Below are 14,086 nucleotides of genomic sequence, written 5' to 3'. Positions count from 1 at the left end.
AGGGCGTCTTTTTCTATTATTCCCAATCTGTATATTTTCCTAGAAATGCATTAACCTTATCAATATATTTATCTTCGGCGATGACATATGGTTCACCATGATTGGCGCCGTCAACGATCATGAGCTCGGCGTCACTTTTCGTATTTTCATATAATGTTTTCGACATGCTTGTTGGAACAAATGTGTCGGCATTTCCATGAATATACAGGATCGGCACTTCCGCTTGTTTAACCTGGTCCAGAGCCGAGGCTTCCTTCAGTGAATAGCCCGCCCGCATCTGTGTGACAACACTGGTCGACGGCAGGAACGGGAACGATGGCAGATTGAACATTCGATCCATCTGATAAGCGAATAAATCGTGCACACTCGTGTATGGACTGTCGGCGATAACAGCTTTTACATTATCCGGCAGATCCTCACCAGCTGTCATCAATACTGTCGCCGCGCCCATCGAAATGCCATGCAGAATAATTTCCGTATCATCACCGTATGTTTCGATAATCCGGTCAATCCAGTCCACATAGTCAAACCGATCATGCCAGCCGAATCCGATGTAATCACCGCCGCTTTCCCCGTGACCGCGCGCATCAGCTGTAAATATGTTATAGCCTTTTTGTTCATAATAATACTGGCCGAACAAGCCCATATCCATGGCATTTCCCAGATAGCCATGGGCCATCACAACAACTTTATTGGACGGCTCCTCTGATTCAAGAAAATAACCTTTCATGTCCAGACCATCATTCGTTGTCATGGTCCACTCATCAAAATTCTGTTCATCACCCCACGTCCGCCAGCCGCCTTCAAGCAGGACATCCATCGTCTCCGCGGATACGTCCAAATCCTCATTCCCCTGCAGGAAATCCTTCTCACCGCGTTCAATTGCTAAATGATAAAAATAAAAACTTGCCACTATATCTATGATTAAAAGGACACTCAATATCCCGATGCCAATTTTCACCCAAGTCTTCCGCTTCACGTCGCCTCTCCTCTCATCTATATATCTATCTCTATTATAACAAACCACCCCGCCTCTCGGGCATGGTAGGTCGTGGAAATACCGGAACGACTCAGAAAAAAACGGACAGAATAGCCTTGGTCTAAGAGAGCGTAAGTCCATGCTGAACAAGAGGTGATGGACTACTTCACAATCGCTGCAAAGATCGTTTCATTACGGAGACGGATTTGACCGGATCAGGGATTTCCTGTCCAGATTTCAAAGACACACGGTTCAATGGTTCCATTTTACCAGAAGTATAAGCATGACAACGGCAAGCACACTCCAAATATATAGGCCTTAACACATGAAATTATGAGAAAATTATACCATTTTTAGAAAATGACAAGCTTTTCCAATTAGTTTATAGTATACTATAATTGATAGCATACTGCGAGGATGTATTCAAATTAAATCAGCAGGAGATGTTTAACCTGCTGGCGGCTTCATATCCCTTAAATGAAGGGGGTTGAAGTTAGTGATCCCAATTGACAAAGTACTCGAGTTAATGCTGATGTTTGGGACGCTCGTATTGTTAATTGCAGGTTCAAATGATAAAAAGTAATACCCCGTTATCTTACTGATAAATTCGGGGCATTACTTTTCATCCGCAGATTGAAGCCGCCATCCTCAAGCGGATAGCTGTCACGAGTCGCAAGTTGCCGCTTGCGGCTCGTTCACGGTCTTCGAAAAAACAGCCAATTCCATTCTATTTAGCATTAACCGTAATTATTCATGGTCAAACCTTAAATTAATTCCTGGTAGCTCACTCCAGCCCATTTCATACCTTTGACCTAATTTTATTATATCATGTTTGGCTGCCAACATCATCAAAGGTTTTCCAAAATGTTCCTCCATGCTTTTAACTTTTCGTCGTACTTGATGGGCTATTTAAATTTTTCAAGCTCAAGGGTATGATACACCATTTATATCAGGTAAGCTATTAAATATCCGGGTTTATTGTTCTGATGGATACGTTGTGTTAATAAAGAAACGAACTTTTCACAATCAAAGAAAGGTGGCATACATATGAAGTTGTTTTTTCGAATGTTGTACTCGATCCTCTTATTTGGAGCTGGTGTCTTGCATTTTGTCCATGAACAAGGCTTCCGTAGAATTGTCCCGAAATCACTGCCCTTACGACGGACCATTGTGCTGGTTTCCGGCGTTTTTGAAATGATCTTTTCCGTCCTGCTCTGGGTGAGAAAAGGACAGCATATTACAGGGAAACTCTTAGCATTTTTTATGATTGCTGTTTTCCCGGCAAATGTGTACATGGCTATAAAAAGAATATCATTCCAACCGGGGAAACAGGCGAACCCCTGGATCCTCTGGCTGCGTTTACCCTTGCAGATTCCACTGTTTGTTGGAGCATTAACACTGGGAAGGAAAGATAACGGATAGACTACTCCCAGGTCGGACGCAAGAAGTTAACCGCGAACTGATGGAAATGGTTGCTAGCCATCACCAAAGGGAAAAACGGATGCAGCATGAGAATCATTAACAGGAAGTTTAAGATGATTGGGTCCGGGTAATATAATCTTAACTCAATAACGTTTCTCTTCCCTTGTAAAAAAAACGAAGTCAAAATTTAAAATGGAAAGGATTTTCTATGAAGATAAAAGAGACATTCATGAACCCGGTATTTTCTATTTCCGCTATTATCGTAGGATTATTGGTGATCATCGGCGCGTTCTTGCCGGAACAGTTTGGTCGGGTCGGGCAATCGCTGTTTGATTTTACAACAGTTAATTTCGGATGGTTTTATTTACTTGCAGTATTTATAATCATCGTGTTCCTCATCGGCATTTCCATTAGTAAACATGGGAAAACACGGCTGGGGCCACCTGACTCACGGCCGGAGTATTCGTTTTTTACATGGGTTGGGATGCTGTTTTCTGCCGGATTTGGAGTCTCGCTTGTATTCTGGAGTGTTGCAGAGCCGATGACTCACTTCTTTACGACGCCATTCCCCGGTCAGGAAGCTCAGACGGAGGAAGCTGCAAGAGTCGCAATGGGTTATTCCTTTTTCCACTGGGGTATCAGCCAGTGGGCCGTCTTTGCCATTGCCGGTTTAGGGATTGCCTTTCTCCAATTCAGAAAAAACAGGAGCGGTCTAGTCTCCGCTGCCATTGAACCGGTGGTCGGAAAAAATAAAGGCGTCGCAAATACCATTAATATTTTGGCTGTCATCGCTACCGTAATGGGGGTTGCGACAACTGTCGGCCTGTCATTTATTCAGCTGAATGGGGGATTGTCATCCGTCTTTAACATACCGAATCATATTGGGGTTCAGGTCATTATAGCGGTGGTCATGCTGGCGGCATACCTGACTTCTTCCGTGACAGGGCTGGATAAGGGCATTAAATGGCTGAGTAATATGAATTTGGTGCTGGCCCTGCTTATTATGGCCATCGTCTTTTTCCTGGGGCCCACCGTGTTTATCTTAAACTCGTTTGTTCTCGGAATGGGTGATTATATCTCCAGCTTTGTGCAGTACAGTTTGCGTCTAAATCCATATACGGGCGGTGATTGGGTTTATCAGTGGACCATATTCTATTGGGCGTGGGCAATCGCCTGGTCACCATTTGTTGGGGCATTTGTCGCACGCGTATCCAGAGGCAGAACGATCCGTGAATTTGTCAGTGGTGTCATGGTCGTGCCACCGGCCATTGCCTGCGTCTGGATTGCGGTCTTTGGCGGTACGGCCGTATACAGTGATTTAAACAATGGAACGCAAATTGCCGAAACTGTTAATGAGGACGTTACGGTTGCCTTGTTTGAAGCTTTAAGTGTTGTTCCGTTTACAGACATTTTATCGATTATCTCGATTTTACTTATTTTCACATTCATGGTAACATCCGCTGACTCTGCCAGTTATATCTTGGGCAGTATGACATCCAATGGAAGCCTAAACCCGGCTTTGACCACGAAAGTCATCTGGGGTGTGCTGATTACCGCGATTGCGCTTGTGTTATTATTTACCGGTGGCTTAAATGCATTACAGACCGCCTCGTTAACGGCAGCATTACCATTTACAGTTATACTTCTGATTATGATCGCTGCTATATTTAAAGCAATCCAAAGGGAGTATAAACCGAAGGATAAAGAGAGAGACAGTTAACGTAACAGAAAAACTTTTTGATCCCCTATTCCAGCAAAGAAGGAATACTGTTGCCCCGACGGTATTCCTGTTATTTGTTGTCAGAAATGAATCGCAGTTGAACGACTGTGACACTGGCAGCGCCATCTCCCTCAGTATTTCTCCATCCCAGCCGTCAAATCTATACATCATGACGTGATTTCGCTACAATAGAACCAAAGCGATTACGAATAAGCGAGTGATGACATGTCCACGATTTTATTAATTGAGGATGATACAAGCCTGTTTCAGGAAATAAAAGAACAACTGGCCAGCTGGGATTACGCGGTGTATGGAGTGTACGACTTTGGTGATATCATGCAGGATTTTACAAGCCTAAAACCGGATTTGGTCATTATTGATATTCAATTGCCGAAGTACGATGGATTTCATTGGTGCCGGATGATTCGGACGCATTCCAACGTCCCCATCATCTTTTTATCATCACGCGACCATCCAACTGATATGGTCATGTCGATGCAGCTTGGGGCGGATGACTATGTGCAAAAGCCATTCCACTTTGACGTATTGATTGCGAAAATACAAGCTATCCTCCGTCGAACCTATGATTATAATAACGAACAGGTCGAATTGCGTACGTGGAATAACGCAACCATTGATTATGCAAAAAATACAGTCACCAATGAACAAGGAACGATTGAGCTAACCAAAAACGAATCTTACATCCTGAAGTGTTTGACCGAGCGAAAAAATGAGGTCGTGAGCCGCGAGGAAATCATCCAGAAATTGTGGGATGACGAGCGGTTCATCAGTGATAACACCCTGACTGTCAATGTGAACCGGTTGCGCAAGCGGTTGGGTGAGCTGGGGCTGAGCGGATTTATCGAGACGAAGGTTGGACAGGGGTATCAGGCAAAAGAGGCAACATATCCTTATGATTAAACAATACCTTATCGAACGTTGTAGTTGGATTATTTTGTTTATCGCATTACAGTTGCTGACACTGTTTATTGCTGTCATCGATCCGTCCATCACAATACGACCTGTTTTATATATTGTCTTTTTATCGACCGTCATCCTGGTTATCTTTTTCATCGTTCGCTATCAAAAAGAAACCGCATTTTACAAGAGCTTGGAAGCTTGGGATAGCGATTATGAGTTAGCCGATATAAAAAAACCGGCGAGTCCATTTGAAACAATCGTAGCAGAACGACTAGAGGCACAAACAAATACTTATCAAAAAGAGATTTCCAAACATACCACCCGGTTGGAACAGGAAAAAGATGAACTGCTGTCATGGATTCATGAGGTGAAAACACCGCTGACCGCAATGCAGCTTATGATTGAACGTGTGGACGATCCAAAAGTCAAGCAGCAGCTAAAATACGAATGGATGCGGACACACCTGCTTCTCGACCAGCAGCTACACCAAAAGCGTATCCCTTTTATCGAAAATGATCTATACATGGAAGAAACCAGCCTGGAGCCGCTGATTTCCAGGGAAATTAAAACATTACAAGCATGGTGCATGCGGAAAGGCATTGGATTTGACATTGATTTACAAGTTCCTATAGTATTAACCGATGCAAAATGGCTTGCGTTTATCATCCGGCAGCTGTTAACGAACGCGATTAAATATACGGAAGGCGCCGATATTGCGATTACCAGTTACCACGAGCGGCAGCACATAACACTTGCCATCCAGGATCACGGAAGAGGCATTGATGCCAAAGACCTTCGCCGCATCTTTGACCGCGGTTTCACCTCGACGATCGCACATCATGACACCTCGTCTTCGGGTATGGGGCTCTATTTGGTGAAAAAAGCAGCCAAACCATTAAACATCAGCATTGGTGTCCAATCCAGTGTCGGAGTAGGCACCGTGTTTACGCTAACGTTTCCCAATAAAAATGAATTCGTGGCGATTACGGGCATGTGACAGGATTGTCACATGCCTGCTTCTTTTGTTCGGTGAATCGAAGGACAAATCAGTGGCAAGCTTTTATGATAGAAGAAGTTGATAAGAAAAGCGCAGGGCGCCTTGTTCACCCCCGAAAAGCTTTAGCAAGAATTTGTAGTGGCGGGTTTTGCCACGTAAAATGATGGCGACCTCGAGGGGGCAGGCGCTGGCCGGCTATGTGCGGCACGTCCTGTGCCAACGCCGGCACTAGTACGTCCTGTACGTCGAAGCTGGACATGGCTATTACTGACAAAAAGCTTCATATAGCCAAAAATTTTATACTTTCTTATCTTGTAAAAAGGAGTGAGGGAAACATGATGTTGGAAGCAACAAAAATTCATAAAAGCTTTGGAAATAAATTCAATAAACAAGAAGTCTTAAAAGGCATCGATATCAACGTTGAAAAAGGCGAGTTTATTAGTATCATGGGGGCGTCCGGATCAGGCAAAACGACCTTGCTAAACGTTCTGTCGTCAATTGATCGTGTCAGCCGGGGGTCGATTGTCATCCAAGGTCAGGAATTAACCGCCATGAAAGATAAACAGCTCGCAGCATTCCGTAAAAACCACTTAGGATTTATTTTTCAGGAATATAACTTGCTGGATACCCTGACTGTTAAAGAAAATATTTTACTGCCACTGTCGATTAATCATGTCTCAAAAAAAACGGCGAACCGAACATTTAAGGAAGTAGCGGATGAGCTCGGCATTTATGACATCCAGAATAAGTATCCGCATGAACTTTCCGGCGGGCAAAAACAGCGTACTTCCGCAGCACGTGCGTTTATCCATGAACCGAGCATCATTTTTGCGGATGAGCCAACCGGTGCCCTTGATTCAAAATCGGCATCAGATCTATTAAATAAACTGAACACGTTAAATGAAACACGGGACTCAACGATTGTCATGGTCACTCACGACCCGGTCGCTGCCAGCTATTCCGGTCGCGTGATTTTTATCAAAGACGGGCAAATGTATACCCAGCTCAATCAAGGCGACGAAACGCGGAAAACCTTCTTAAAAGACATCATGAAAACACAAGGTGTCCTGGGTGGTGTACAGGATGAGCATTAATCGCCTGATCTGGCAAAGTCTGAAGAAGAATATCCGGAACTACTACTTATATGTGTTTGCTTTGGTTTTCAGTGTGGCGCTTTATTTTGCCTTTGTGACACTGCAGTTTGATCCGGCCCTTGACGCTAAGGCAGACACCGTCAAAGGAGCGGCCGGCATTAAAGTGGGTTCGATCATGCTAGTCGCCATTGTCGCTGTGTTTCTGTTATACGCCAACACACTATTCATTAAACGCAGAAGTAAGGAGATCGGTTTATTTCAGCTGATTGGCATGACAAAAAGCAGGATTTTCCGGATATTGAGTGTAGAAAATATGGCCCTTTATGTCGGATCGTTAGTCATTGGCATCTTTCTTGGGTTTGCTGGTTCGAAACTGATCAAATTGATTTTCTTCCAAATAACGGGGATCGATCAGGTTGCGGCATTGAATTTTTCCGCTAAAGCTATGGGACAGACAGTGCTTGTTTTTCTTATCATTTATCTGTTCATTATGGCCATGAATTTTTTGTTTGTTCAGCGACAAAGCGTTCTATCCCTGTTTCAGGCGAGATCTAAAACAGAGAACGTGAAGAAAATGTCGGTTGTGCAAATACTGGTCGGGCTCCTTGGCATCGGACTGATTGCTTTCGGGTATTATTTATCCACGAGATTATTCAGTGGTGAATTGGGTGCAAACCTGATGTTTGTGATGTTAAGTATTCTCGGTTCGGTTATCATTGGCACTTACTTGTTTTTCAAAGGATCAGTCAGCTTTATACTGCAGCTGATTCGGAAATCAAAAGCAGGTTACTTATCGATTAACAATGTATTATCATTGTCGTCGATTATGTTCCGTATGAAATCAAATGCTGTACTATTGACGGTCATTACAACCGTTTCTGCCTTGGCGATCGGGTTATTATCGTTAACCTATATTTCCTATTATTCAGCAGAAAAATCGGCCCAGCAGATGGTACCAAACGACTTTTCCATTACGGATGCAGACGATGCAGACAGCTTTATGAAGGAATTGGAAGCGGAACAAATCGGGTACGAGGAAACGCATGTTGATTTCCTCACAATCCAAGCCAATATTGCAGACGCCCTAGAATCGTCCCCGGTCAATTACAATGGCGATCTGGAAAATGAAGAGATGGAGATTATCAGCGATCAAGCAACAGCGGACATCAATGTTTCACCGGATGAAGCAGTTCTCACGGGACTTAGTGGTGCTATCTCACAGATTATTTCCTTTCAAGATCAGGGCGACATTACTCTGTCCAGTCAAACGGACACCGTTGATGTACATTATACGGAAATTCAAGAACAATCCATTTTACCAAGTATTTTATCATTTGGCTTTGCGGTTGCTGTCGTGGATGACAGCACCTATCAACAGCTGGCCAAAAATCCGGAACCGGACATTCAGGGGGCTTTCGGTTCTGAATATATCGGGATTGATATTGCAGATCACGATCAACTAAAACAAGCAAATAACATCTTTCAGGATTGGTATGACGAGGAGGGAAATCCGGCGTATAGTTACTTGGAGAGCGTCAACCGACAAAAACAAGCAACAGGTCTTACCATGTTCATTGTCGGTTTTCTGGGATTAACCTTCTTGATTACATCCGGCTGTATTCTTTATTTCAAACAAATGGATGAGAGTGAAGAAGAAAAATCCACCTACACGATTTTGCGCAAACTTGGCTTCACCCAGGGTGATCTATTACGCGGGATTCGAATTAAGCAGCTCTTTAACTTCGGTATTCCTCTGATACTCGGACTGCTGCACAGTTACTTTGCTGTCAAATCCGGCTGGTTCATGTTCGGTACGGAAATGGTAACGCCAATGGTGATTGTCATGCTGTTATATACCGTCCTGTACTCAATCTTCGGCATTTTGTCGGTACTTTATTATAAACGAGTCATCAAAGAGGCTTTATAGTAAACAATATAAGGCGAGCCATCGCAACTTTCATTTGGTGGCTCGCCTTATTTACAAGTTATCCTGGCGTACCGACGGATTATCCTGAAGATAAACGAATCGTATATGAAACACAGTCGCGAAATATTTATAAATCAAAGCAAGGTTAAATCCAAAGTCGTGGAGGCGTTCCTGTGATCAAGCGTATTACCATTATAATCATGATTGCCATCATCGCTCTTGGGGCGGCTTTCTTTTTCATCAGTTCATCGGGTGAAGATCCAAATGATAAACAAGCAGATCAACAATCAAAGAAAACATCACCGGGTAATAAAAACAAAGATGTTCCGGAGGGGGAACCATCTCTGGGCAGCATATTCGACTTGGCCAAACAAGGAAAAATCCCGGGGGGCAATATCGTTGTTGGTGAAACGACTGCCGACGAGGTAAAAGACGCTTGGGGAAAGCCGGATGAGACCGCAGATACGAATGCCGGCCTTTTTTTGAACTATCCGTCACATGACATCGATGCCGGTATTACAGATAATATTGTGTCCGATTTGCGCTCGTCGCAGGATCCATTTACGGCGTTCGATCTGGATACGATTGAATCATATGAAAAACCTGATGACACACGTTATTATCAGGACGAAAACAATGACCAAATCATTCTTGTCTATGAACTTTCCGGCGGGTATGTCTTGAAATGGGTGCTGCCAAATCCCGCCAGTAATTCAGATAACCCGGGTGTGGATCATATTTCATTATCGAAGGAAATAAACGGTGATGGTGTAAATGGGAAGAATAGCGATGCTTCTGATGATCGAGGCAACCAAAATATGAGTCTTGATGAAAAAATCGGCCAGATGATCTTTAGCGGAGTCAATGGAACGGAAATGACCACTGAGACGAAAAATACCATCAAGAAGTATCATGTTGGAGGAATCATTTTATTTGGCAATAACATCGAAAGTAAGACTCAAACCGTCAACTTTTTAAATGCGATAAAAACCGCTAACGCTGAGAACCCTTACCCATTACTACTGGGAGTCGATGAAGAAGGCGGAAGTGTGACACGAATGCCTGATGCGATCAAAAGCCTGCCGTCAAGCGGTTCGATTGGCGAACTGAACGATCCGGATGTGTCCTTCAATGTCGGAACCATCCTCGGTAAGCAGATAAACGCACTCGGTTTCAATTTGGACTTTGCCCCTGTTCTCGACGTTAACAGCAATCCAAATAATCCTGTTATCGGTGACCGTTCATTTGGCGATAATCCGAATATTGTCACAAGGCTCGGCATCCAGACGATGAAAGGGATTCAGCATGAAGGGGTTATTTCAGTCATGAAACATTTTCCCGGACATGGGGATACTGGCGTTGATTCCCATTTGGAGCTCCCAAAAGTCAATAAAAACTACGAGGAGCTGTCCAAATTGGAACTTGTGCCATTCAAGAAAGCTATTTCGGAGGGAGCCGATGTCAGCATGGTTGCACATATTCTCCTGCCAAGCATCGATGAAGACTACCCTGCATCTATGTCGAAAGAGGTAATCACAGGTATTTTACGAGATGATTATGATTTTGATGGTGTTGTCATTACCGATGACTTGACGATGGAAGCCATTACAGACCATTATAGTGTTGCGGATGCAGCAGTCCAGTCAGTAAAAGCGGGCGCAGATTTGCTGCTTGTTGCACATGATCCAAATTTAATTGCCAATGTTTTTGATAATTTGAAAGCGGCTGTTGAAGATGGCGCAATAAGTTTGAATCGGATTGACGAAAGTGTCGAACGTATCACACATTTGAAGGCGAAATATCAGCTGTCGGATGAAAAGACGCCAATGCCTCATTTCCAGTCGATCAATAAGGAAGTGGAAGCCATTTTGCAGAAGGTATCCTGAGGATAACAGTGCCTCCTGTGCCATCGTTATTGGATTAACATACGGGCATTCCCACTGGCTGACGATTCTGCTCGCCCTTATATGGGGTATGTTTGTGGTTGCTGAATCCGCCCAGTTCTCAGCTGCTGTATCCGAATTTTCGAAAGCGGAATATGCCGGGACAGCTTTAACGATTCAGATGTGTGTTGGCTATTTGATAACAATTGCATCGATAAACCTCATCCCGCTTGTTCAGCAATGGATCAGCTGGGAGTGGGTATTTACATTGCTCAGTATTGGACCGATACTGGGAATTATAGCGATGCTGAAGTTTAAGGGATATGAAAAAGCATAACCGTTCCGTTGTATAATCAGTTGTTCGAGTCTTATCGTTATGAGTTTCTAATATGACAACATGATCTGCTACCAAGTTCTATTAACCGAGTAAGATTATCCCGAGAAACATGAAAGCTTGGTAAAAGACCCCTTTATAAAATTAACGGGTTCAGTTTCAGGAGAGAAAAATGCTAATAGCAAGGGAAAAAACATACAGATTGGCATTCTTTTCACCTGTAAATTAACAATATAAATACCAAACAAAAACGCTCAGAACATATCCGAGCGTTTTTTAAAGCGTTATAATTTATTTTTCCTTTTCCACAATCGCGCCCGATCGTATTATATGGTCAGTCAGTCATTACACTGGTTGACCTATTTTTTATAGGTTTTATGCTTGAGGAAGTCGGGGGAGGACGTGTGCGCCCGTGGGACACTGATCCCGTCCGTAATACTGTCCACCCCTTCCTTGTAGAAACATGTTTGAGGCTGGTTGGGACATGATCCCGCATAACAAGCGAAGCTATGACACTACAAGGGATGCGAGGGGCGCACCGGCGAATTTATTAAAGGAGTTGTGATCAGTTATGAATCCTGTTATCGGCCTGGATGTTGCCAAAGGTGAAAGCCAGGTCCAAGCCTTTTTACAAAGGAAAAAACGTATAAGCAAAGCTTTAAATTTGCGCACCATCTACAAGGACTTCACACATTTTATCAGTTTTATCAGTTTTATCAGGAAGTGGAACAGGTTGCCGATCAGCCTCCGGCCGTCATTTTCGAATCCACAGGGCACTATCATGAACCTGTGCTTCAATTTTTGGAAGATCAGGCTATCACGTATTATGTCATCGATCCGGTCGTTTCTCACGAAGCCAAAAAAACGGGGCTGTGTAAGGTGAAAACAGACAAAGTCGATGCGTATCATCTAGGTGAGTTGTACTATAAAGAAGATCTGGAAGCCTTTCAGAAGAAAACCGAGCAATACCTGGATCTGCGTCAATTAACCAGACAGCACAGTGCTTTAACGGATAGCTATGTTGAAATAAAATTGCAGTTCCAAGATGCAGTCGATCATATTTTTCCGGAATATCACAATGTCTTCAGTGATCTTTGTGGTAAGTTATCGTTGAACACCTTACTGCATTATCCGACTGCTTCGGCTATTCAAAAAGTCTCTCAACAAACATTAGCCGACGATATGTGTCAATTCGAAGCTAGACGTTCCGACGCATGGTTTTTGGATAAAGCAGCCCAATTAAAAGCTGCGGCAGAACGTAATCCCTTTCAGCATTCTGTTTGTCATGGTCATATTGTCAGCTTACAGATGTATACTCAGATGCTTTTTCAATATCAAGAGCACCTATCCCAATTAAAACGAGAAATAGATGCCCTGGCTCGGTCTTTTGAAGACCATGGATTGGTCCAGTCGATTCCCGGGATTGGAGATAAGCTTGCAGCAACAATCATCTCCGAAATCGGGGGAATCAATCAGTTCGAACGCGCAAAGCAACTGGCTGCTTATGCAGGATTAGACCCAAGTGTTTTTGAGTCAGGCAAGTATAAAGCATCCATCAACCGTATCACCAAAAGAGGATCGTCACGATTGCGCCAGGCCCTTTACACAGCTGTGCAATGTGGTCTTGCCAAAAACCGAAACAAGAAATTGATAGCCTTTTATAATCGCAAAAGAAACGAGGGCAAGCCACACAGGGGCGCTGTGATTGCCTGTGCCAATAAACTCGTTCACTGGATTCACGCCATGTTCAAGCGTCAGGAAGTCTTTGTAGACCAATCCTAAGAAACTATTAAAGTTCACAATACTCTGAAACCTTACTGGTTCAGCAGTAAGGCTATTTGGTATGTTCAATTTTTAGTGTAACATGTTTTGTTAAACTTTTTTAGACTTAAGTGTTGACAACTATTGGCTGGTATTGAAGAATAACTTTAATTAACTTTTTTCACCCTTTTTATGGCACCAGTAATCGACATAGCGACCCCTATATAATAGAGAAACACAGCCATCATACTTTAAGTTCTGAGTCAATTCTATATGTGCTTTAGGAGACCAAAATCCACCCTCGTTTCTTTGATACCAATTACTTCCCTCTACAAACTTGTGAGCGGATGATCAGATCGTGACTTATAATAGTCATGCAGTTTCCGGAAGTATGGGTTATGAAGCACCAGGGAACGGGCAGCCAGGTATAACGTCTTCCGGAGCCCCTTTCGTCCCCGTTTGGTTATTTTCGTTTCCCCTTTGTAAACGCCGGACTGATGCAGTCTTAAGGTGAGTCCTCCAAGATTTTGAATCTGCTGGGGATGCTCAAATTGGGTGATATCTCCCACCTCGGCAAAGAAGTTCGCCACGGTCATCACGTTGATGCCTTTAATCGCAGTCATTTCTTTCGCGCCTGGAATCGTAAAAACCAAACCCTTAATCGCTTCGTCTGTATCTGCCATCTCGTGCTGCAACTGATGATATTGCTGGAGTAGCGTCCCGAGTTCCCGTTTTCCCATCCGAGTACCTTTCGTAAGACCCACGGACTGCTTGGCAGCTTTTTGTAACGTTTCAGCTTTTTTCTTGCCTACGGCACGTTGAACAACCGTCTGCCAATGCTCCAGGATTTCTTCGGCTGTCATCGCTGTGATCTCCCCGGGTAGTGGAAAGTGTTCTAAGGTGTAGAGTGCAGCCTTTCCCCGCCAGCTTTTAAAAACGGTACGGAATTCAGGAAAATACCGATCCAGCCAATTATCGATGCGCCCTTCGACCATTTGGATATCTGAAGACAACTGATCGCGGATTTTCATGCCTTCCCGAAGTTCGG

At 43.7% G+C, this 14,086-nt stretch carries 10 protein-coding genes and 1 pseudogene; 9 read left to right on the top strand and 2 right to left on the bottom strand.

Features of this window, described 5'->3' with window-relative positions; translation table 11 throughout:
* Window positions 1–16: 16 nt before the first annotated feature.
* On the bottom strand, window positions 17–979 hold the full coding sequence (locus E4U82_RS14515; RefSeq protein WP_135110879.1) for an alpha/beta hydrolase: 963 nt from the start codon (window positions 977–979) through the stop codon (window positions 17–19).
* Between the two features lie 1,047 nt (window positions 980–2,026).
* Between E4U82_RS14515 and E4U82_RS14510 the strand changes: the two genes are divergently transcribed.
* The 9 genes and pseudogenes from E4U82_RS14510 (at window position 2,027) to E4U82_RS14470 (ending at window position 13,059) form a co-directional block, all read left to right on the top strand.
* The gene (locus tag E4U82_RS14510) at window positions 2,027–2,401 is read left to right on the top strand and encodes a DoxX family protein (protein WP_135110878.1); all 375 of its coding nucleotides are present in this window, start codon (window positions 2,027–2,029) and stop codon (window positions 2,399–2,401) included.
* A 208-nt stretch (window positions 2,402–2,609) separates the two neighbouring features.
* Window positions 2,610–4,121 (top strand): BCCT family transporter, encoded by a 1,512-nt coding sequence (locus E4U82_RS14505; RefSeq protein WP_135110877.1) that lies wholly within the window; start codon window positions 2,610–2,612, stop codon window positions 4,119–4,121.
* A gap of 225 nt (window positions 4,122–4,346) precedes the next feature.
* Window positions 4,347–5,042 carry a response regulator transcription factor gene (locus E4U82_RS14500; protein ID WP_135110876.1) on the top strand — a complete coding sequence of 232 codons (696 nt, stop codon included), beginning with the start codon at window positions 4,347–4,349 and terminating at the stop codon, window positions 5,040–5,042.
* Window positions 5,035–6,039 carry a sensor histidine kinase gene (locus E4U82_RS14495; protein WP_135110875.1) on the top strand — a complete coding sequence of 335 codons (1,005 nt, stop codon included), beginning with the start codon at window positions 5,035–5,037 and terminating at the stop codon, window positions 6,037–6,039. The genes E4U82_RS14500 and E4U82_RS14495 overlap by 8 nt, the downstream gene beginning before the upstream one ends.
* 335 nt (window positions 6,040–6,374) lie before the next feature.
* A complete protein-coding gene (locus E4U82_RS14490; protein ID WP_135110874.1) occupies window positions 6,375–7,133 on the top strand; it encodes an ABC transporter ATP-binding protein in 759 nt (252 codons plus the stop codon).
* Window positions 7,123–9,060, top strand: a complete 1,938-nt coding sequence (locus E4U82_RS14485) for an FtsX-like permease family protein (RefSeq protein ID WP_135110873.1) — start codon at window positions 7,123–7,125, stop codon at window positions 9,058–9,060. The genes E4U82_RS14490 and E4U82_RS14485 overlap by 11 nt, the downstream gene beginning before the upstream one ends.
* Window positions 9,061–9,233: 173 nt before the next feature.
* A complete protein-coding gene (nagZ, locus tag E4U82_RS14480; protein WP_135110872.1) occupies window positions 9,234–10,946 on the top strand; it encodes a beta-N-acetylhexosaminidase in 1,713 nt (570 codons plus the stop codon).
* A 94-nt stretch (window positions 10,947–11,040) separates the two neighbouring features.
* Entirely contained in the window at window positions 11,041–11,280 is a 240-nt protein-coding gene (locus E4U82_RS14475) for a hypothetical protein (protein WP_209300588.1), read from the top strand.
* 568 nt (window positions 11,281–11,848) lie between these two features.
* Window positions 11,849–13,059, top strand: a pseudogene (locus tag E4U82_RS14470) (IS110 family RNA-guided transposase).
* A 308-nt stretch (window positions 13,060–13,367) separates the two neighbouring features.
* Here E4U82_RS14470 and E4U82_RS14465 read toward each other — a convergent pair.
* Window positions 13,368–14,086: IS110 family transposase (locus tag E4U82_RS14465; RefSeq protein WP_245183597.1), on the bottom strand; the 719-nt coding region annotated here is incomplete at its 5' end.

The sequence above is a fragment of the Lentibacillus salicampi genome (assembly GCF_004565465.1).
GTDB lineage: Bacteria > Bacillota > Bacilli > Bacillales > Amphibacillaceae > Lentibacillus > Lentibacillus salicampi.
The sequence above is the reverse complement of the archived record's forward strand: the minus strand, read 5'-3'. Positions and strand labels throughout refer to the sequence as shown.

What these genes read in the sequence shown, in the direction of transcription:
- E4U82_RS14510 (WP_135110878.1), top strand. Translation starts at nt 2,027, where the DNA reads ATGAAGTTGTTTTTTCGAATGTTGTACTCGATCCTCTTATTTGGAGCT.
- E4U82_RS14505 (WP_135110877.1), top strand. Translation starts at nt 2,610, where the DNA reads ATGAAGATAAAAGAGACATTCATGAACCCGGTATTTTCTATTTCCGCT.
- E4U82_RS14500 (WP_135110876.1), top strand. Translation starts at nt 4,347, where the DNA reads ATGTCCACGATTTTATTAATTGAGGATGATACAAGCCTGTTTCAGGAA.
- E4U82_RS14495 (WP_135110875.1), top strand. Translation starts at nt 5,035, where the DNA reads ATGATTAAACAATACCTTATCGAACGTTGTAGTTGGATTATTTTGTTT.
- E4U82_RS14490 (WP_135110874.1), top strand. Translation starts at nt 6,375, where the DNA reads ATGATGTTGGAAGCAACAAAAATTCATAAAAGCTTTGGAAATAAATTC.
- E4U82_RS14485 (WP_135110873.1), top strand. Translation starts at nt 7,123, where the DNA reads ATGAGCATTAATCGCCTGATCTGGCAAAGTCTGAAGAAGAATATCCGG.